The sequence below is a fragment of the Roseateles terrae genome, assembly GCF_014192155.1.
In the GTDB taxonomy this organism is placed as follows: Bacteria; Pseudomonadota; Gammaproteobacteria; order Burkholderiales; family Burkholderiaceae_C; genus Roseateles; species Roseateles terrae.
Genome location: NZ_JACHXO010000002.1, coordinates 266,970 through 287,172 on the forward strand (window position 1 = coordinate 266,970; position 20,203 = coordinate 287,172).

Sequence of the window (20,203 nt, forward strand, 5' to 3'; positions counted from 1 at the left end):
GATTATCCCAGCCTCGGTGGCCTGCCTGGACCAACCCGATGGGGGTGAACCCGGATTCAGGCGGCCACCAACGGGCGGCGCATCAGGCGCGCGTCCGGGCCGAAACTCTTCAGCTTCTCGCACAGCCCTTCCGCCAGCGGCGCAGCCGCCTCGGTGAAGCCCAGACGCTCCCAGTAGGCGCCGGACTCCTGCACTGCCACCAGGGCCACCGCCTGCAGGCCCATGTCTCGGGCGCGGCGCAGCACCTGCTCCACCAGCTTGTGCCCCAGCCGCTGCTCACGGCCTAGCGGCGACACCGCCAGATCATGCAGGTACAAGGTGCGCGGTGCACGGGCCGGGGTCCATTCCGGTGCATCGAGGGTGGGCAGTTGGTCGTCATCCACTGGCAGGCTGACGATGTAGCCGACCGGCTGTTCGCCCATCATGGCCAGGAACGAGCAGTGCAGGCCGCGCGTTGCGCGCAGCTTGGCCTCGAAGGCATCGGCACTTTCATGGAACTGCGGCGCATAGCACTGGGCCTGCAAGGCCAGCACGGCCGGCACATCCGCCGTATCGATCACTTTCAACTGCAACATGGCTCAGACAACGGCCACTCCGGACGACTTCAGCAAGGACGTCAGCAGCGGCGTAAAAACAAGAACGAACAAAAGGATGTTGAGCGCAGTGCTCAACCAGAAGAGGCGCCGGAAGCTGGGCTTGGCGCTTTTGTGTCTGAGCAAGTGTTGCGCCAACAGGGCGCCGGGCCAACCGCACAGCACGGCCAATCCGTGCAAAGTGCTCTCCTTCACCCGCCATTGACCGAGCCGGGCGGCTCGCTTGTCCAGGGCATACACGATGAAGGTGGCCAGACTCATGGCCATGTAGCCGCCCCACAGGGCATGGGGCAGTGGCCAGGCCAGGTGCGTCAGCAGCACCAGACTGGCAAAGAGAGGAATGAGCCAGAGCTCGGCATTGCTGGCCGTGCCCGTCCCAGCACCCGCCCGGGACGCCGAGGACGTCCCTGAAGCGCGGCCGGTGCCAGCACCCCCACGGGAGCCGGCCTGTGCAGCTGTTCGTGCAGCTGTCGGGCGTCCGGCAGAACCGCCCGCGGGGCGCCGACCTGCAGTCGCAGGCGCAGGTCCGGCGGGCGCGGGTCGGGGCTCGAGACTGCGCACCTCGATGGCGCGCGATTTCCCTTGCCCGTCCAGCCCGACTTCATAGCTGACCCGTTCCCCTACAAAGGGGCGACGGGGGCGCAGACCAAACGCGCGGGCATGGACAAAGATCTTCGACCCACCGGCCGAAGGCGCAATGAAGCCGTAGCCCTTGGCGTCATCCCACTGGATGACCTTGCCTTCCACCCGCATGCGTCCGCTCCGCGCCGTCCGTCTCCTTCAGTCCTTCAGCGAAGGATCAGAAGCCCTTGCGCGGACCGGTGCGACGGCCCTGGAAGCCACCGCGGTCCTGACGGTCGTCACCGGCACGGCCGCGCGGGGCGCCCGGCTTGGCGCCGAAACGCGGTGCGCCTTCGGGACGGCCTTCCGGACGACCTTCAAAGCGGGCGCGGTCGTCGAAGCGGTTGTCGCCGCCACGGAAGGCCGGACGCTCCTGACGGTCACCACGCGGCTCGAAACCACGCGATTCGCCACCGCGGGCGGGACGGCCCTGGAAGCCGGCGCCATCACGGCGATCACCGCCACGGGCCGGGCCCTGGCCGTCACGCTGGAACGGAGGACGCTGGTCACCAAAACGGGGTGCGTCCGGACGACGGTCGCCACGCGGCTCGAAACGGCCTTCCGGACGGGCGTCCGGACGACCTTCGAAACGCGGGGGACGGTTCTCGAAACGGGCACCCGTGTCGCCACCGCGCGGCTCGACACGCGGGCCGCGGTTGTCGAAGCGCGGGTCACCGCCGCGGCCTTCCGGACGGCCTTCACCGCGGTTGTCAAAACGCGCGCCGCCGCCATGGCCGAAACCACGACCCTGGCCGCCAAAGCCGCCACGGTTGCCGCCACGGTTGCCACCGCGGAAATCACCGCCACGGGAAGCGAAGATGCGCGGCTCTTCGTTGCGCGGCTCCAGGCCTTCAATGCGGGAGACCGGGATCTGCTGGGTGGTGAACTGCTGGATGCGCTTGATCATCGACACGTCCTGGCGCTCGGCCAGCGTCACGGCGATGCCCGAGCGACCGGCGCGGCCGGTACGGCCGATACGGTGCACGTAGTCCTCGGCCTTCATCGGCAGACCGAAGTTGATCACGTGGGAGATGGTGGGCACATCGATGCCACGGGCGGCCACGTCGGTGGCGACCAGCACGCGCAGGTCACGACGGCGCAGCATCATCAGCGTGCGGTTGCGCTTGCCTTGCGGCATGCCACCGTGCAGGGCGGCGACGCGGTGACCGATCTCGGCCAGCTGTTCCGCCAGCCATTCGGTGTCCTGCTGGGTGCTGGTGAACACCACGGCCTGGTCGACATTGCGCTCAGCCAGGATGTGCTCCAGCAGCTTGCGCTTGTGCTGGCCGTTGTCGGCCCAATGCAGACGCTGCTCGATGTTCTCGTGGGTATCGGTATGGCCGCTGACGTCGATACGTTGCGGGTCCTTCATCAGGGCCTCGGCCAGGCGGCCGGTGTGGCCGGCGAAGGTGGCCGAATACATCAGGGTCTGACGTTCCTTCGGCAGTTGCTGCGCCACGAATTCGATGTCTTCGATGAAGCCCATGTCCAGCATGCGGTCGGCTTCGTCCAGGACGAACATGGTGACGTTGTCCAGCTTGCAGCGACCGCTGTTGATGTGGTCGAGCAGACGGCCGGGGGTGGCGATCAGGATGTCCAGCGGGCCGCTCAGCATGCGCAGCTGCAGGGCGTAGGGCATGCCGCCCAGCACCGTGGCCACACGCAGGCCCTGGATGTGACGGCCATAGGTCATGGCCGACTTGGAGACCTGCATGGCCAGTTCACGGGTGGGTGCCAGCACCAGCACGCGCGGGCCCTGCACCTTCACCTTGGGGCCCGAAGCACGGGCAGCGCGGGCTTCCAGCACCTGCTGCAGCGCGGGCAGGATGAACGAAGCGGTCTTGCCGGAGCCGGTGCGCGAGGACACCATCAGGTCGGCGCCGTTGAGCGCCGGCGGGATGGCTTGCGCCTGCACATCGGTGGCGTTTTCATAGCCGGAGTCCTTCACGGCGCGTTGCAGCGCTTCGTGCAGACCCAGGGTGGCGAAGGCCACGCCCGAGGGGGTGGCGGCGACAGACGCCTCAACGGTCTCGACGTCGTCCTCGCTGTCCAGCGTGGCGATGTCGGCATCGATCTGGTTGTCGGCCAGGTCGGCGTTGTGTTGGGCGTTCAGTTCGTGATTCACAGTCATCTCAAGTCCAAAGGAGCGCCCGGCTGTCGGTGCGGCAAAGCAATGCCCACGGATGGCCCGGTCGCTGTCCGCCCGCGGAACTCAGTGGCCGCGGCGGAGGGTAATGTCGCTGGGAGAAAGCTCGCGTCGATCACCTGGGCTTGGCATGGAAATGCGCAAGGAGCCGGTGAGGCGCCGGGGAACAGTCATAGCGACGGCATCGCCGCCGACCGAACCCGAGGGCTTGTAGTGCGCGCGGGAGCGTGAGGGCCTGTTAAAGGCTTCGACGCTGCCGACTCGATGCGGACTGCAAAGTGGTCAGAGGAGACGAACGATTCATCGGGCGGCTGCCATCACAAGGCGCAGCCCGGCCGACGAAGACCATGAGTATAACCACATTTCGGGGTTTCCCCTAGCCCCTCCCCCGTGTGCGGGGATCGGGGCTTGGACAGTGGCTTTCTGCACGGTCTGGCGCCTCTCGTGCGCCCGGCATGCGCCTCAAATGCCTTCGAGCAATGTGGGCAGAACGGCCATCAGCGCTTCGATGTCCGACGCCTCCAGCCAGGCCGGCGGCGCGTCCAGCCAGTGCGGGAAGCTCAGGCCCTTGGCATGCGCCTGCCGCAGGCCGGCATCCAGCGAGCCACTGATCAGCAGCAGCGCGGCGGGAATGCCGCAGCAGTCGTCGCCGCAGGCCTGCATCACCCGGTCCTCCAGGGTGCTGGCCTGCCAGGGCAGGTCGGCGTGGATGACCGCGACACGATCCTGCGCCAGCAGCCCGTGCGGGACAGCGGCCAGCGCATCATCGCTGGCCAGCAGCACACCGGCCGGCGCCTCGCGCCACGCTTGCAGCGTGGCCGCTCTCACCTCCGCGCTGTCGCCGGCCCGCAGGCGATGCGGCGGCAGACGGCGCAGCTGTGGCGATTGGGCCAGGCTGTCCAGCAGCGTCTCGGAACGGCTGCAGACCAGCAGGCGGCTGGCCGCCGGGGTCGGCGACTCCACCCAGTCGCGTCGCACCGCCAGCACCGCTTCGGCCTTGGCCGCCAGCGCCTGACGGGACGACGGCGGCAACAAGGCCAGGGCTTCCATCAACTGCTGCTGCTCGGCGCTGCTGAGGAACGGACGCGCCGTCCAGCGCTCCACCGACTGGCGCAGTTGCTTGAGCGGGCCCTGCGGCAGGCTGCTGCCGGCCGCTTCCAGCCACATTGGCGTCTGCAGGCAGGCCGGCAGACGCTCGATCAGTTCCCGTTTGCGGCGGGACAGCACCACCGACTCCAGCGCCTCCCGGATCGCTTTCTTGCCAGCATCCGGTGGCAGGGTCGTCAGGCGGGCGTAGGGGCCGCGGCGGGCGCTATCCAGCCAGTCCACCCAACGGGCCAGCGCGGGCTGGGCCAGCGGCTCCTGATGCGCAATCAGCAGCAGGTGGGCGCCGCAACGGGTGTCCAGCGCGCGCAGGGCGTCCAGCGCGGCCTCGTCCAGCGTCTCGATGCCATCGACGATCAGGAAGGCCGGTGCCTGCCTCGCGGTGGGCGATTCCGCCACGGTCACCGACGAGGCGCCCTGCCCCAGCCAGCGGGACAGGTCCCGTTGCCAGGCGGCATGCACCGCGACGGGCGCGATCACGAGCGCCGGCGTGGCACCGAACAGGTGCTCCCACAGACGGATCGCGGCGATGGCAGCGCCGCGTTGCCCCAGGCCCAGATCGTCAGCCACCAGCGCGCGACCGGCGCAGACGGCAAAGAGGGCGGCTTCCCATTGATGCGGGGCGAGGGTGTCGGACAGCAGGGCCTCCATGGCGGCGCCATCGGCAAGCACCTTCTCCAGGCGGTCGACCCGGGCCTGCGCATCGCGGCCCCAGGCGAGTTGCGGCCACACCGGCGCATCGACGCGCAGCGGCACCCCCGCCGCGCGGGCCTGAGCGACGACCGATTGCAGCCACGCCTGCGACAGCTCGGCGTCGCGGCGCTGGCGCTCGTCCAGACCGGGCTGATCGCGCAACGCAGCGGGCACGTCGCGGCCGGCAATCCACTGCAGGCGACGTTCGGCGCCCGGCACCAGCCAGACTTCGGCTTCACGCGCGGACCAGCCGGCGTACACGGCGTCGTATTGATCGTCGGTGAGCAGGTCCATCAGGTGCTCGCCGTGGTCGCAGTCGCCCTGGGCCAGATAGCCCGCGCAGTCGCAGCGCCACAGGCCGCGGCCCAGCAGGCGCAGGCGGAAGGTGCCCGCGGTGTCGGCGTCGCGCAGCTCGTAGTCGCCGAAGACGGCTTCATCTTCGCGCGAGCCGAGGGTGAAACGCGGCGGCTGCTGAGGCTCGCCGCCATCCGCGCTGGTCGATTCGTCCGGTGCGCGATAGGGCTTGCGGCGATGGCGGGACGGACGGGTGTCCTCGATCTCCTCGGGTGCCGAGGATTCGTCGAACGGAGTGGCACGGTCGCTTTCGAAGCCGTCATCGGACCCATCGGCACTCGCCGCATCGGCATCGTCCAGATCCGCAGCGTACGGGGAGCCCTCCGAACCGTATGACGCCCGAGCGGTTTCGATGTCGGCGCTCGGGCCCTGCGCATCAAACAGGTCCTGAGCCGCGCTGCCTCGCTTGCGAGCGGGCGGACGTCGGCGGCTGGCTGCGCGATCGCCGTCGCCGGCGCCATCGCCGGCGCTGCCCCGGTCGCCGTCGCCTGGCGCCAGGGTGTCCGGGCGCCGCGCGGCGTCATCGTCGATGATGCCGGCGGAAGCGGCACCATCGTCCGATGCCCGATCGACCCCGACGGGTGGCCTGGCGCCGCGGCGGCGCGTCGACTTCCCGGCCGTGCCTTCCGTGTCCGAAGCGACTTCAGCATCACTGGCGGGGACGTCCTTCGTCCGGGCGCCTGCATCCTTGCCGCGCTTGCGCGCCGGCTTGGGCGCCTCGACGGCCACGTTGAGCGCCGCATCCGCCACGCCTTGGTCGTCCTCATCCGACATCAGCGCCTGGAAGATGTCTTCCACCGCATCGTCAATGGAGGCAGGCATCAGGGAGACTGGCAGATGAGCGCCGGCGTGAGCGTGGGCGTCATCGTTGCGATGAACGTTGGCGTGAGCGTCGGCAGCAGGATCAGCGGCTGCAGCTGCGCCAACGTCGATGTCAGCGTCAACGGCCGCGTCGATGGAGGCGTCAAGCTCAACCACCTGTGGCTTTGTGGATCGCTTGGTGGAGCGCTTCGGTGACGACGCAGCAACCTTTGCCGGCCTCGCGGCAGTGGAACGCTTGGTCTCAACCGCTTCGGCGACCGTCGTTGTTCCCTTCGTCGTTGAGCCGGTCACCCCTGCGTTCGGCATGGCCTCGGCGGCGGCAACAGCGGAAGCAGCGGACGCAGCGGATGCTTCATTGGCAGAAGCGGTATCGGCATCCGCATCACCAGCACGCTCAGCAGCAGCAACCGAAGCCTTCGTCCGCCGCTTCGCAGGCGCCGTGGCCCGCGCAGCGGCAGGCGCCTTGGCGGCCGCTTCCGTGGCGGCCACCGCCACAGGCTCAGCAGCCGACAGGTCCGGTGACGCCGCAGGCGCAATCGGGAACAGGTCCAGCGAGACATCGCCCACGATGTCGGCAATGGCTTCCGCCGGGGCCATCGCCGTGCGCGGTTTGCGCGCCGGAGCCCGGCGCTTGGGAGGAGTGGTGGTCATGAAAGATCCTGAGGCGCGAGCTGGGCGTTCCGCCAGCCGCGCACACTGTTGAAGACGGCCAGCGCATGGGCTTGCCGCAAGTCATGGAGCCGGAGCCGGGCTTCGCGGATGCGGCCCTGCTCCAGCAGTTCTTCCCGCAGGACGCCCGGCAGCAGGCCGGCGTCCAGCGGCGGGGTGAGCCAGGGGCCGTTCGGGCCCTCCAGCTGCACCGCCAGATTGGTCAGGCAGCCCTCGGTGAGCTCGCCGTCACGGTTGAACAGCAGCACATCGAAGCACTCGGCCGGTTTGTGCTGCAGATGCGCCTGGTAGATCGCCCGGCGCGTGGTCTTGTGTTGCAGGAATTCCGCTTCCGGCCCGCGAGTGTCCACCGGCGTGCGCGCCAGGGCCACCCTCACCGGGGAGGCCTCCTCCATCAGCGGCTGGATCTGCTGGGTCCATTCGCCCTGCCGGCCGACGGTGATCCGCACCCGCCACAGGCCCGTGGGATGCAACGCCGCGATGGCCGCCAGCCGCTCTCGCACCGGGTCCAGCGACGCCTGCAGATTGAAATGCCGCAACGTGCGATGCAGCCGCTGCAGATGCCGCGCTTCCCTCACGAACACGCCGTTCTCCAGGCGCAGCGTTTCCAGAGCCTCGATCGGCGCCTGGGCCCGCGACAGGAAGCGTAGCTTGGCGCGCCATTCGTCGATCTCGGCCGCGGCCGATGAATCCAGCGTGATGGCACTGCCGACGCCACATTCAGCCGTCCCCTGCGCAGGCAGGGTCACCGTCCGGATGGGCACGTTGAAGGTGGTCACGCCGCCCGGCTGCAGCAATCCCAGCGCGCCGGTGTACCAGCCGCGGGGGCCGGGTTCGAGCTCGCGGATGATCTGCATCGCCCGGCGTTTGGGTGCGCCCGTCACCGAGCCGCAGGGGAATAGCGCGGTGAACAGGTCATCCAGCTCCAGGCCCGCACGGCTGACGGCGCTCACGGTGGACGTCATCTGCCAGACCGTCGGCAGCGCATGCAACTCGAACAGCCGGGGCACGCGCACCGACCCGGTCACGGCCACGCGCGACAGATCGTTGCGCAGCAGGTCCACGATCATCAGATTCTCGGCGCGTTCCTTGTCGCTGGTGCGCAGGTAGGCCTGGGCCGCTTCGTCGGCGGCACGATCGCGTCCCCGCGGAGCCGTGCCCTTCATCGGCTGGGTGGAGACCAGCCACGTATGCGTCGCTGACGGCGTCTCGGGCAGCGGCCGCCAGTCGAAGAAGAGCTCCGGCGAGACGCTTGCGACGGTGTCGCCGTTCTCCAGACGCAGCAGCAGCGCAAAGCCGCCTGGCTGGGCGGCCAGCAGGGAGAAGAAGTAGGCGGAGGGATCGAAGCCCGGTCCGGGCTGCGCCTGCACACGGGTGCAGAGGTTGACCTGATAACAGTCGCCGGCCCGGATGTATTCCCGCACCCGCTCAATCTGGTCGGCTTCAGCCGCGTCTGTCTGCACGTCCGCAAACGGTGACAGGTCGTGCGCAGAGAGCTCGGTCACGTCCGGCCAGGGCTGTGGTGCTTCGTCCCAGATCGCGAATTCGGCCAGGTCGCCGATGGCACCAGAGCCCCCCGGCCCGAGCGCTTCATCCAGCGCCCCTGCCGCTTCATATCGCACGCCACCCAGCACCCACGACCCGGCCCGCGAGGCCGCATGGGCCTCGCGCAGCACTGTCCGCAGCGACACCGGGTCGCGCGCGATCAGGCGACGGGCCGGTGGCTGCACAAAGCAGCCCCGCACCCGTTCGCCGTCCTCGCGCGCCAGCGGATGGCGCGGAAAGTCAAAAGCCGCCCACAGCACTGCCGGGCGGCGCGGGTCGTCCATGGTGGCCGGACTCAGTCGAGCTTGAGGAACTGTTCGCGATAGTGGATCAGTTCGTCGATGGATTCATGGATGTCCGCCAGCGCGGTGTGCTTCTGGGCCTTCTTGAAGCCTTCCAGCGCGGCCGGCTTCCAGCGGCGGGCCAGTTCCTTCAGCGTGGAGACGTCCAGATTGCGGTAGTGGAAGAAGTCTTCCAGCTGGGGCATGTAGTTGGCCAGGAAGCGGCGGTCCTGGCAGATGGAGTTGCCGCACATCGGCGACTTGTTCGCCGGCACATAGGCCTTCAGGAACTCGATGACCCGCGTTTGCGCTTCTTCTTCGCTCACCGTCGACGCCTTGACCCGGTCGATCAGGCCGCTCTTGCCGTGGGTGCCCTTGTTCCAGGCGTCCATCTTGTCCAGCGTTTCATCGCTCTGATGGATGGCGAAGACCGGACCTTCCACGCGAATCGCCAGCGACGGATCGGTCACCACCACCGCGATCTCGATGATGCGGTCGGTGTTCGGGAAGAGACCGGTCATTTCCAGGTCGATCCAGATCAGGTTCTGGTCGCTCGGGGTCAGGGTGGGTGCTGCGGTGGCGTCGATGCTCATGTGAATCCTTGTGGGGCACCGGCCGGCGCGGCCATTCGGTGCAGTCGGCGGCGATTGTCGCAGCCCCGCAGGGCCTTGGGAACGAAGTCCTCACGTCCGGGAGGTTCCCCATGCCTGCAGGCCCCACCCCCACCCCCTACACTCCGGGACATGCTTAGTTCCGATTTCGGTGCGGTGCCTGCCGTGTCCCCGTTGACTGTGAGCCTGGCCTTCGTGGCGGCCATGGTCCTGTCCTTCCTGGCCAAGCTCTGGCTGTCCGCCCGTCAGGTGCGCCATGTGGCCCGCCACCGGGACGCCGTCCCGCCCGCCTTCGCCGCAACCGTGCCGCTGCCCGCCCACCAGAAGGCGGCGGACTACACCATGGCCCGCAGCCGCGTGGGTACCCTGCACCTGGCCTGGGACACCGCCCTGCTGGTCGGCTGGACGCTGCTGGGCGGCATCGACCTGCTGAACCAGTGGATGCTGTCCTGGGACCCGGTGATCGGCCCGATGGGATATCAGTTGGGCCTGTTTGTCGGCTTCGCCCTGCTCTCCGGCCTGCTGGATCTGCCCTGGGAGCTGTACAACACCTTCCGGCTGGAGCAGCGCTTCGGCTTCAACCGCACCACCCTCAAGCTCTTTGTGCTGGACGGCCTCAAGGGCCTGCTGGTGGGCGCCATCGTCGGTCTGCCGATCGCGGCGCTGATCCTCTGGCTGATGGGCGCTGCCGGCCAGACCTGGTGGCTGTGGGCCTGGGCCGTCTGGATGGGCTTCAACCTGCTGATGCTGGTGCTCTACCCGACGCTGATCGCCCCGCTGTTCAACAAGTTCGAGCCGCTGGCCGACGCCACGCTGCGCGAGCGGGTGGAAGGCCTGATGGCCCGCTGCGGCTTTGCGGCCAAAGGCCTGTTCGTGATGGACGGCAGCCGCCGCTCCGCCCACGGCAATGCCTACTTCACCGGCCTGGGCGCCTCCAAGCGGGTGGTGTTTTTTGACACCCTGCTCTCTCGCCTGAATCCGCCCGAGGTGGAAGCGGTGCTGGCGCATGAGCTGGGGCATTTCAAGCGCCGCCATGTGCTCAAGCGGATGGTCATGATGTTCGCACTGAGCCTGGCCGGTTTCGCACTGCTGGGTTTTTTGAGCACCCTGCCCCAGTTCTTCCTGGGCCTCGGCGTGCGCCCCAGCATGACGGTGCCCAACGATGCCCTGGCGCTGCTGCTGTTCATGCTGGTGCTGCCGCCCTTCACCTTCTTCCTGACGCCGCTGATGGCGTTCTGGTCCCGCAAGCATGAGTTCGAAGCGGACGCCTATGCCTGCGAGCAGTCCAGTGGCCGCGACCTCAGTGCGGCGCTGCTGAAGCTCCATGAGGACAACGCCGGCACGCTGACGCCTGACCCGTTCTTTGCCCGCTTCTACTATTCCCACCCCCCCGCCAGCGAACGCCTGGCCGCGATTGCAATGCTCAGTGGTCTGCCCACCGCCGCGGCCGTGGGCCGTCTCGACGGCGGTGCCGCATGAAGCCGGGTCAGATCGGTCTGGTGGTGCGCGGTCACGGCCGGCACTATGTGGTGGAAGACGACAACGGCGAGCGGGTGCACTGCCTGACCCGCGGCAAGAAGAGCGACTGCGTGGTGGGCGACCGTGTGCGCTGGCAGCGCACCAGCGACCATGAAGGCGTCATCGACAAGCTCGAGCCGCGCCGCAACCTGCTGTTCCGCCAGGACGAGTGGAAGACCAAGAGCTTTGCCGCCAACCTGGACCGGCTGCTGGTGCTGGTCGCTGCGGAGCCGCAGTTTTCCGAGTCGCAGCTCACCCGTGCGCTGATCGCGGCGGACACCGCCGGCATCACCACCGACATCCTGCTCAACAAGACCGACCTGCCGCAGGCCGAAGCAGCCCGTCAGCGACTGGCGCCGTACAAGGCGATGGGTCAGCGGGTGCTGGAGCTGAGCCTCAAGGGCCGGCCGGACGAAGCGCGGGACACCCTGATGCCGCTGCTGGAGAACCAGGCCACGCTGGTGCTGGGGCCTAGTGGCACCGGCAAGAGCACGCTGATCAATCTGCTGGTGCCCAATGCTGGCGCGCAGGTGGGTGAGATTTCACAAGCGCTTAATTCCGGCCGACACACCACCACCACGACGCAGTGGTACTGGCTGGATGATCGCCGGGAGACGGCGCTGCTGGATTCCCCGGGCTTTCAGGAATTTGGTCTGCGCCAGATTCCGGCGCCGGAGCTGGCCAGCCACATGGCGGACTTCAAGCCGTATCTGGGCGACTGCCGCTTCCACAACTGCAGCCACCGGCATGAGCCCGGCTGCGCGGTGCTGGTGGCGGTGGAAGCGGGCAAGATCAGCCCGTCGCGTTATCGCATCTACGACGAGCTCTGGCAGGAGCTGAGCAGCCCGCCGCGCTATTGAGCCTTCAACGCTCCAGCCGCGGCTGGGGATGCGACCGTTCACGGATGTCTTCGTGGACGTCTTTGCGGCCCCCGTCTCGGACCACCTCGCGGACTTCCACGTCCACCACATCGCCCTCAGGGGCGCCGAAGCCCCTCGCGCTGCCAGGCATCCCGCCCATGGATCCCGCCGAGCGCCGGAAGGCCTGCGCGCGGAAATCCTGCGCCGTGCGGAACACCCCCACGGTGGGCCGCTGCAGGCGCCGACCGCGGATGAGGCTCCACACCAGCAGCACGCCAAACACGCACAGTCCCACCATCAGCAAGGCGAGGAACAGCACCAGGAACAGGGCGCCTCGCAGGATGCGGGCCACCAGCGTCAGCAATTCAGAGATCGTGTTCATCAGTTCAGAGGGTCAACCGCGTCCAATATAGGGCATCTTGGTGGCCATGACCGTCAGGAAAGGCACGTTGGCCGACAGCGGTAATTCCGCCATGTACAGCAGCGCGCTCGCTGCATGGTCCACATCCATCACCGGCTCGGGCACCACGGCCCCATGGGCCTGCTTCAGCCCCTGCGAGAAACTGGCGGTGAGGTCCGTCTGGGCATTGCCGATGTCGAGCTGGCCGGCGGCGATGTCGTAGGGACGGCCATCGAGCGCCAGCGTCTTCGTCAGTCCGGTGATCGCATGCTTGGTGCTGGTGTAGGCGACCGAGCCCGGCCGCGGCGCATGCGCGGAGATCGAGCCGTTGTTGATGATGCGCCCGCCCTGCGGCGACTGCGCCTTCATCATGGCGAAGGCCTCGCGGGCGCAGAGGAAGCTACCGGTCAGGTTCACATCGACCACCTGGCGCCACTGGGCCACGCTGAGCTGGTCGATCTCCATGCCGCGCGCGCTCATGCCGGCATTGTTGAACAGCAGATCGAGCCGGCCATACCGCTCCTTCACCGCGCGGAAGGCGGCGGCCACCTGATGTTCATCGCTGACATCGGTGGGCAGCACCAGGGCCTGCGCGGGGGCCGCAGCGGCGGTCTCGGCCAGCGCGTCCTCACGACGGCCCAGCAAGGCCACCTGCCAGCCTGCATGCATCAGCTTCACCGCAGCGGCGCGGCCAATGCCGGATCCGGCGCCGGTCACCACGGCGACACGGGAGCGCGATGCCGCGCTGGCCGCATCACGCGGCCCTTCGCCGGGCGTCTCGGCGCCCAACGGCGCACGTTTTGAAATCGGACGATCAGGATCGGTCATGAACCGATGATAGGCCCGCTCGCCCGACCGTCCCGGCGCGGGGTTTTCTCAGGCCGGCAGCAGGCCGCGGCCTTTGAGCATCGGCCCCACCTCGGCATCACGGCCGCGGAAGGCGCGGTAGGTCGCACCGGGCTCGCGGCTGTTGCCCACCGCCAGGACGTTGTCCAGCAGGGACTTGGCCGTGGCCGCGTCGAACGGATCGCCCGCTTCGACGAACGCCTCGTAGGCATCACAGTCCAGCACTTCCGCCCACAGGTAGACGTAGTACTGCGCCGCATAAAAGCTGCCCGAGAACAGATGCTGGAAGTGGGTCAACCGGTGGTTCATGCCCACTGCGGCGGGGGCGCCGAGGCGCTGCAGCGTGTCGCGCTCGAAGGCCACAAGGTCCGGCACCTCCCCGGCGGGCAAGGCATGCACTGCCTGGTCGACCAGGGCCGAGGCACAGTAGCGCACGGTCTCATAACCTTGATTGAAGGTGGCGGCGGCCTTGATCTTGTCCAGCAGCGCATCGGGGATGGGTTCGCCGGTGCGGTAATGGCGCGCATGGCGCTTGAGCACCGCCGGCTCGGCCATCCAGTGCTCCATCAGTTGCGAGGGCAGCTCAACAAAGTCCCGCAGCACCTGGGTGCCGGACAGGCGCTCGAATTCCACCTGCGAGAGCAGACCGTGCAGCCCATGGCCGAATTCATGGAACAGCGTGCGGGTATCGTCGAACGACAGCAGCGTGGGCTCACCCGGCGCGCCCTTGGCGAAGTTGTTGTTGTTCAGGATGATGGGCAGCGCTTCGATGCCGTTGCGGGCCTGCCAGCGCAGGGCGTTCATCCACGCGCCGCTGCGTTTGGTCGGGCGGGCGAAGTTGTCCTGCACGAACAGGCCGCGCAGATGACCATCGGCCTGACGGACTTCGTACACCTTCACATCGGGGTGATAGCCCGCCACGTGTGGCTGCGGCACAAAGTGCAGACCGTAAAGACGCTGCGCGCAGTCGAACATCGCCTGCACCATCGCCTCCAGCGGGAAGTAGGGCTTCACCTCGGACTCATCGAGCTGGTAGCGCTGCTGACGCACCTTCTCGGCGTAATAACGCCAATCCCAGTCCTCGATCGTCTCCGCATGCCCCAGACGCCGGCGCTCGGCGTCCAGCATCGCGCGCTCGCGCTCCACGGCGGCCTTGGCGGGTTCCCACACCTGGTCGAGCAGCCCCTGCACCGCCGACGGCCTGCCGGCCATGGTGTCGGCCAGCGCGTAATCGGCATAGGTCGCGTAGCCGTGCAACCGGGCCTGGTCCTGACGCAGCCGAAGGATCTCGCGGATGATTTCGCGGTTGTCGCTGTCGCCCGAATGCTCGCCCCGACTGACCCAGGCGCGCCAGGCCTGCTCGCGCAGGTCGCGGCGTTCGCTGAAGGTCAGGAAGGGCACGATCAGCGAGCGGGACAGCGTGATCACATGTGCCTGCGGATCGCTCACTGCACGGTCCAGTGCCGCCTGCCGTGCCGCAGCGCGGACGAAGTCCGGCAGGCCGGCCAGTTCGTCGTCGGTGCGCAGCACGAGCTGATAGCCGCCTTCATCCGCCAACACGTTCTGCGCGAAACGGGTGTGCAGCTCAGCCAGCCGTTCCATGAGGCTGGCATACCGGCGGCGGGCTTCGCCCTGCATCCGTGCACCGGCGCGGACAAAGTCCAGATGGATGCGCTCCAGCAGTCGGCGCTGCTGCGGATCCAGGCCCAGGGTGTCGCGCTGTTCGAAGAGCACTTCCATGCGGGCAAACAGCGCCGCATTCATGTACACCGCATTGCTGTGCGCCGCCAGCGGTGCGGCGAGTCGACGCTGCGCCGCCTGCAGTTCGGGCGAGGTGGCGGAGGCGCTCAATGTGGAGAACAGATGCTCCAGGGCCACCAGGCGACGCCCGCTGCGGTCAAACGCCGCCACGGTGTTGTCAAAGCTCGGCGCTTCATTCTGGGACGCCATCAGCGCCAGTTCGGCGCGGTGTTCCGCCAGAGCCTGATCAAACGCCGGTTCGAAGTGCTCCACCCGGATGTCGGCAAACGGCGGGAGACCGTAAGGACCGGCCCAGGCGTTCAGCAGCGGGTTGCTGTCTGTGGACAGGGCGGACGGCGACGAAGCGCGGGGAGCGGTCATTGGCATTCCTCAATCAAGAAGGCGTGGGCGAGCGGATCGCGCACAGCCCGGCTGCGGACCATTGTAGGAACGGCCGTCCGGCTTGCCACTCGCCAAAGAGGAAGTTGTGCGAGGAGAAGGGTCTGGGAGCGGCAACCGCTCCGCTGCGTCAAACGACCAGCAGCGCCACCAGCACCGCGCATACCACCAGGAAAGGCAGGCTGATGCGATGGAATTCCCGCAGTCCGTGCGGTTCGCGGGCCAGCCGCAGGGCGATCAGGTTGGCCATCGATCCCAGCACGAATCCATAGCCGCCCACATTCACGCCCACTGCCAGCGCAGACAGTTGTCGTGTGCCATCGGCCAGCAGCAGCGTGGCGGGCACATTGCTGATGACCTGCGAGGTCAGGATCGCCACGACATAAGTGGGCCAGGCCACGTCCTTGGGCAGTTGCGCCATCCAGTGGGCCATCCAGGGCAAGGCCACCAGTTGATGCACCACCACGAACATCAGCACGAAGGTGGCGAGCAGGGCCCAGTCCAGTTTCATCAGGACCTGTCGCTGGAACAGTGCAAAGGCGACCACCACAACGGCCAGCGCCGGCACCCACACCTTCAGCTCCAGCGAAGCGACAAAACCGACAAACAACACGGCGGAGAGCAGCAGCAGCCGCGGCTGGGTGGGCGCCTGCGCCGTAGGCGGGCTCACCTGGATGCGGGAGGCCGGCATGGTGATCAGGATGGTGACGAACAGCAGCAGCAGCATCACGCCGACCGCGGGCGCCATCATGCCCATGAAGCCACCAAACGAGGCACCGGTTTTGTGCCAGAGATACAGGTTCTGCGGATTGCCAATCGGCGTGAGGGAGGAACCGGCGTTCACCGCGAGCGCTTCCAGCGCCACCAGCCGTGCCAGCGGCAGTCGCGCCTGGGCGGCGAGTTCCCGCGTCAGCGGCACCAGCAGGAACAGGCTCACATCGTTGGTGACAAGCGCGGCCAGCACCGCGGCCACCGCGCAGAGCACCAGGGCCAGCTGGCGCGCCGTACCGGTGCGGGCCAGCAGCGCACGGGCAGTCCCCTGCAGCACGCCGCTGCGCTCCACGCCCTGCGTGATGATGAGTAGCCCGGTCAGTGCGCCCATGGTCTGCCAGTCGACCATGCCCAGCCACTCGCGGGGTGATACCGGCCGCCACAGGGCAAAGCCGATCGCGGCGACGGCCAGCCCCCACAGCAGCTGATTGCCGCCGCCGGGGGCGTCCTGGGCACTCGCCGGCGGCGTGGTGGCGGCCGGGCTGGACGGGCGGGGGGAACTGGACGGGCTGGGGGAAGAGGACACGTCAGGACTCACGGCGCGCTGAGCAGCCGGGACGCGGCGCTCAGCGGGGGGGCTCCAGCGGGCGCTGGATCAGGCCGGGGGCAACCGCGCCAAACCGGCGCGATTGCGGGGCATTCATGACCGCCAGCGACTTGATCGCCAGCGGCGGGCGGACGGGAGGGACGGATCCTTCCCGCGCTGCCGCTTACTTCTTCAGGCCGAGTTCCTTCTTGATGGCCAGTTCGTCGGCTTCATCGTAAGGACGGTTGGCGCAGCGCTTCTTCCAGGCGTCACGCTTGTCCTGCAGGTTTTCCACGGCTTCGTTGAAGTCGTCCTGGGACTTGGTGTGGGCATCCACGCGGTCGTTGAAGCCCTTGTACTTCTCCACCCGCTCGTTGCGCTCCTTGTTGAAGGCGTCGATCTTCGGCTGCAGGGCGTTGGCGCGGTTCTGGTATTCCTCCTGCTTGGCCTTGAGCTGGTCCTTCTCCATCTTCGAGGCGTTGGCCTGGATGTCGGCGGCAAAGGCGTTCAGGGACTCGATTTCGGTCTTCAGGTCCTTGCTGCGGGCCTGCATTTCCTGCTCGCCCTTGTCCTGCTCGGCCTTCTGGGCCTTGAGCTCGTCACGCTGGGCCAGAACTTCCTTTTCGCGGTTCTTGAGGCCGGTGTTCTCGTCGATCAGCGCCTTGTCCTCGACCATGCAGCTGCGCAGCTCGTCGCGTGTCATCAGCTTTTGCTTCGGCTTCTCAACCACCGGGTTGGTGACCTTGGCCGTCTTGGCGTTCTTGGCATCCGCCTTCGGTGCGGGCGTCGTGGTCTGGGCGAAAGCCAGGCCGCAAGCCAGGAGAGTGGCCACGGCAGCGGTTGTACGCAGGGTGTGCTTCATGAAGATTTCTTTCGGTCCCGGTCCGGGATGTCTCGTCGGTGAGGCAGGAATGATAATGCGCCGCTTCAGTTTCCCTGTTTCAAGGCCCCCCATGGCGCTCAAGGCCACCATCCACAAAGCCCAGCTTCAGATCTCGGACATGGACCGCCATGTCTACGGCGACCACAACCTGACCGTCGCCCGCCACCCGTCGGAGACAGACGAGCGGATGATGCTGCGCATCCTCGCCTACGCGCTGTACCAGCCGGAGAACGACCTGCGCGGCAAGCTCGAATTCACCAAGGGCCTGTCCGAGGCGGACGATGCCGACCTGTGGCAGATCGACCTGACCGGCGAGGTGGTGCACTGGGTGGAACTCGGCCAGCCCGATGAGCGCCGGCTGCGGCAGATCCAGGGCCGCTCGGAGCTGGTGACGGTGATCAGCTACGCTTCCAGTACCCCCGTCTGGTGGGCCGGCATTCAGAACAAGCTGCAGCGGGCGCCCAAGCTGGTCGTCTGGCAGATTCCGGCAGACCAGTCGCAGGCGCTGGCGGCGCTGGCCGAGCGCAGCATGCAGTGGCAGGTGAGCATCCAGGACGGCACCGCTTACGTCACCACCGACAAGGGCGCCGTGGAAATCACGCCGCAACTGTTGAAGGATCGCGAGCACTAAACCGGGGACATCGCGTGTCCGGTCGCCGGGAGCGCAGCTTGCATCCCAGCCGGCATCCTTCCCGCCGGCGCCCTCCCGCATTCTTCCCCCCCATTCATTGACGGAGACTCCCGTGACCGATCCCCGAAGTGCGACGACCGATGAATTCCTGTGGCTGGAAGCGCTGGAAGGCGAAGAAGGCGAACGCGCGCTGGACTGGGTGAAGGCGCGCAATGCCGAGTCCCAGGCGGTGCTGCAGGCCCGTCCGGATTTCGAGCCGATCCGTCAGGAATTGCTGCAACTGCTCAATGCGCAGGACCGCATTCCGCACGTCGCCCGCCGCGGCGACTGGTTCTACAACCTCTGGCAGGACGAGGCCCATCCCCGCGGCCTGTGGCGCCGTTGCCGCATCGAAGAGTACGCGCAGCCCGATCCGCCCTGGACGACGGTGCTCGACCTGGACGCCCTCGGCCAGGCCGAGCAGCGCAGCTGGGTCTTCCACGGCGCGAATGCGCTGACGCCGGACTACCGTCGCTGCCTGGTCTCCCTCTCCGACGGCGGCGCCGACGCGGCCGAGATGCGTGAATTCGACCTGGAGACGCTGCGCTTCATTCCGGCGGAGGACGGCGGCTTCTTCGTGCCCGAGGCCAAGAGCGACGTCGAATGGCTGGACGCCGACACGCTGCTGGTCGGCAGCGACTTCGGCCCCGGCTCCCTCACCGACTCCGGCTATCCGCGCCAGGTGCGCCGCTGGGCGCGTGGCACGCCGCTGGACCAGGCCCCCGTGCTCTTCGAAGGCGAGGCGTCTGACGTGTCGGTCGGCGCCAGCGTGGATCGCACGCCCGGCTATGAGCGGGTGTTCTTCAGCCGCTCCCTGGATTTCTACAACGAAGCCCGCTTCCTGTGGCGCGACGGCCAGATGCTGCCGATCGACCTGCCCAGCGACATGAGCGTGCATGCGCACGGCCCGTGGTGGCTGCTGCGCCCGCGCAGCGATTGGACAGTGGCGGGCCACACCCATCCCGCCGGCTCGCTGCTGCTGCTGGAGGACGAGGCCTTCTGGCGCGGCGAGCGCCAGCCGCGCATCCTGTTCACGCCCACACCGGGCCGCTCGCTGGACGACTACTCCCTCACCCACCACCATGTGCTGCTGACCATCAGCGAGCATGTGGCCAGCCGGCTGGAGGAATGGGACCTGTCGAGCCGCCCGCCGGCGCTGCGCACCGTCCAGGCCCCCTTCCCTGGCACCCTCAGCGTGCAGACGCTGCATGACCCGGAACTGCCACAGGACCGCTTCGGCGATGACTACCTGCTGCACTACTGCGACTTCCTCACCCCCGACACGGTGAGTCTCGCCCGCGCAGGGTCCGACGCCCGCACACCGCTCAAGCAGCGCGGCGCGCAGTTCGATGCGCAGGGCATGACGGTGCAGCAGTTCTTCGCCCGCAGCGCGGATGGGGAGAACGTGCCCTACTTCGTCATCGGCGGGCCGGGCCAGGGCGCGGACACACCGACCCTGCTCTACGGCTACGGCGGTTTTGAGGTTTCGCTGCAGCCCTGGTATTCCGGCACCAACGGCCGCGCCTGGCTCACCCGTGGCGGTCGCCTGGTGGTGGCCAACATCCGCGGCGGGGGTGAATACGGACCGCAGTGGCACCAGGCCGCAACGGGTGCGCACAAACAGCGCAGCTTCGACGACTTCATCGCCGTCGCCGAAGACCTGATCCGCCGCGGACTGACCCGGCCGGAACGGCTGGGCATCATGGGCGGCAGCAACGGCGGCCTGCTGGTGGGCGCCTGCATGGTGCAGCGGCCGGAACTCTTCGGCGCCGTGGTGTGCCAGGTGCCGCTGCTGGACATGCGCCGCTATCACCTGCTGCTGGCAGGCGCCTCGTGGATGGCGGAATACGGCGACCCGGACGACGCCCAGGACTGGGCCGCCCTCAGTGCCTACAGCCCCTACCAGAACCTGCGGCCGGGGGTGAGCTATCCGCGGGCGCTTTTCGCCACCTCCACGCGTGATGACCGTGTCCATCCCGGCCATGCGAGGAAAATGGCGGCTCGCCTGCTGTCCCTGGGCCAGGCGTGCTACTACTACGAAAACATCGAAGGCGGGCACGGCGGCGCTGCGGACAACCAGCAGCGGGCGCAGCTGCAGGCCCTCGAGTTTGCCTATCTGTGGCAGCAGCTCGGGGGCGCGTGAACCCTGGC

General features: G+C 68.0%; 15 protein-coding genes. 4 read left to right on the top strand and 11 right to left on the bottom strand.

Features of this window, described 5'->3' with window-relative positions:
* Window positions 1-56: 56 nt before the first annotated feature.
* From FHS28_RS07635 to orn, 6 genes are all read right to left on the bottom strand, one after another.
* A complete protein-coding gene (locus FHS28_RS07635) occupies window positions 57-575 on the bottom strand; it encodes a GNAT family N-acetyltransferase (protein ID WP_088450022.1) in 519 nt (172 codons plus the stop codon).
* A gap of 3 nt (window positions 576-578) precedes the next feature.
* A complete protein-coding gene (locus tag FHS28_RS07640; protein ID WP_088450023.1) occupies window positions 579-1,346 on the bottom strand; it encodes a DUF1294 domain-containing protein in 768 nt (255 codons plus the stop codon).
* A gap of 46 nt (window positions 1,347-1,392) precedes the next feature.
* The gene (locus tag FHS28_RS07645) at window positions 1,393-3,345 is read right to left on the bottom strand and encodes a DEAD/DEAH box helicase (protein ID WP_221193809.1); all 1,953 of its coding nucleotides are present in this window, start codon (window positions 3,343-3,345) and stop codon (window positions 1,393-1,395) included.
* A gap of 477 nt (window positions 3,346-3,822) precedes the next feature.
* Window positions 3,823-6,984: a DEAD/DEAH box helicase gene (locus FHS28_RS07650; RefSeq protein ID WP_088450024.1), complete on the bottom strand. Its 3,162-nt coding sequence runs from the start codon at window positions 6,982-6,984 to the stop codon at window positions 3,823-3,825.
* On the bottom strand, window positions 6,981-8,831 hold the full coding sequence (locus tag FHS28_RS07655; RefSeq protein WP_088450026.1) for a chorismate-binding protein: 1,851 nt from the start codon (window positions 8,829-8,831) through the stop codon (window positions 6,981-6,983). The genes FHS28_RS07650 and FHS28_RS07655 overlap by 4 nt, the downstream gene beginning before the upstream one ends.
* Window positions 8,832-8,842: 11 nt before the next feature.
* Window positions 8,843-9,421 carry an oligoribonuclease gene (orn, locus tag FHS28_RS07660; RefSeq protein ID WP_088450028.1) on the bottom strand — a complete coding sequence of 193 codons (579 nt, stop codon included), beginning with the start codon at window positions 9,419-9,421 and terminating at the stop codon, window positions 8,843-8,845.
* A 150-nt stretch (window positions 9,422-9,571) separates the two neighbouring features.
* Here orn and FHS28_RS07665 point away from each other — a divergent pair, with 150 nt between their 5' ends.
* A complete protein-coding gene (locus FHS28_RS07665; protein ID WP_088450030.1) occupies window positions 9,572-10,918 on the top strand; it encodes a M48 family metallopeptidase in 1,347 nt (448 codons plus the stop codon).
* Window positions 10,915-11,817 carry a ribosome small subunit-dependent GTPase A gene (gene rsgA, locus FHS28_RS07670; RefSeq protein ID WP_088450032.1) on the top strand — a complete coding sequence of 301 codons (903 nt, stop codon included), beginning with the start codon at window positions 10,915-10,917 and terminating at the stop codon, window positions 11,815-11,817. Before FHS28_RS07665 ends, rsgA begins: the two co-directional genes overlap by 4 nt.
* A gap of 4 nt (window positions 11,818-11,821) precedes the next feature.
* Here rsgA and FHS28_RS07675 read toward each other — a convergent pair whose 3' ends face one another.
* The 5 genes from FHS28_RS07675 to FHS28_RS07695 form a co-directional block, all read right to left on the bottom strand.
* A complete protein-coding gene (locus tag FHS28_RS07675) occupies window positions 11,822-12,199 on the bottom strand; it encodes a hypothetical protein (RefSeq protein ID WP_088450035.1) in 378 nt (125 codons plus the stop codon).
* A 12-nt stretch (window positions 12,200-12,211) separates the two neighbouring features.
* Window positions 12,212-13,045 (bottom strand): SDR family oxidoreductase, encoded by an 834-nt coding sequence (locus tag FHS28_RS07680; protein ID WP_088450037.1) that lies wholly within the window; start codon window positions 13,043-13,045, stop codon window positions 12,212-12,214.
* 48 nt (window positions 13,046-13,093) lie between these two features.
* A complete protein-coding gene (locus FHS28_RS07685; protein ID WP_088450039.1) occupies window positions 13,094-15,184 on the bottom strand; it encodes a M3 family metallopeptidase in 2,091 nt (696 codons plus the stop codon).
* Between the two features lie 148 nt (window positions 15,185-15,332).
* Window positions 15,333-16,499 carry an SLC13 family permease gene (locus FHS28_RS07690; RefSeq protein WP_088450651.1) on the bottom strand — a complete coding sequence of 389 codons (1,167 nt, stop codon included), beginning with the start codon at window positions 16,497-16,499 and terminating at the stop codon, window positions 15,333-15,335.
* Between the two features lie 184 nt (window positions 16,500-16,683).
* Window positions 16,684-17,361, bottom strand: coding sequence for a coiled-coil domain-containing protein (locus tag FHS28_RS07695; protein WP_184294365.1), 678 nt, complete (start codon window positions 17,359-17,361; stop codon window positions 16,684-16,686).
* A 91-nt stretch (window positions 17,362-17,452) separates the two neighbouring features.
* On the opposite strand from FHS28_RS07695, the gene FHS28_RS07700 reads away from it, so the two are divergent.
* Both FHS28_RS07700 and FHS28_RS07705 read left to right on the top strand, forming a co-directional pair.
* Window positions 17,453-18,013 (top strand): YaeQ family protein, encoded by a 561-nt coding sequence (locus FHS28_RS07700; RefSeq protein ID WP_088450043.1) that lies wholly within the window; start codon window positions 17,453-17,455, stop codon window positions 18,011-18,013.
* A gap of 112 nt (window positions 18,014-18,125) precedes the next feature.
* The gene (locus tag FHS28_RS07705) at window positions 18,126-20,195 is read left to right on the top strand and encodes a prolyl oligopeptidase family serine peptidase (protein ID WP_088450045.1); all 2,070 of its coding nucleotides are present in this window, start codon (window positions 18,126-18,128) and stop codon (window positions 20,193-20,195) included.
* The last annotated feature ends 8 nt before the right edge of the window (window positions 20,196-20,203 follow it).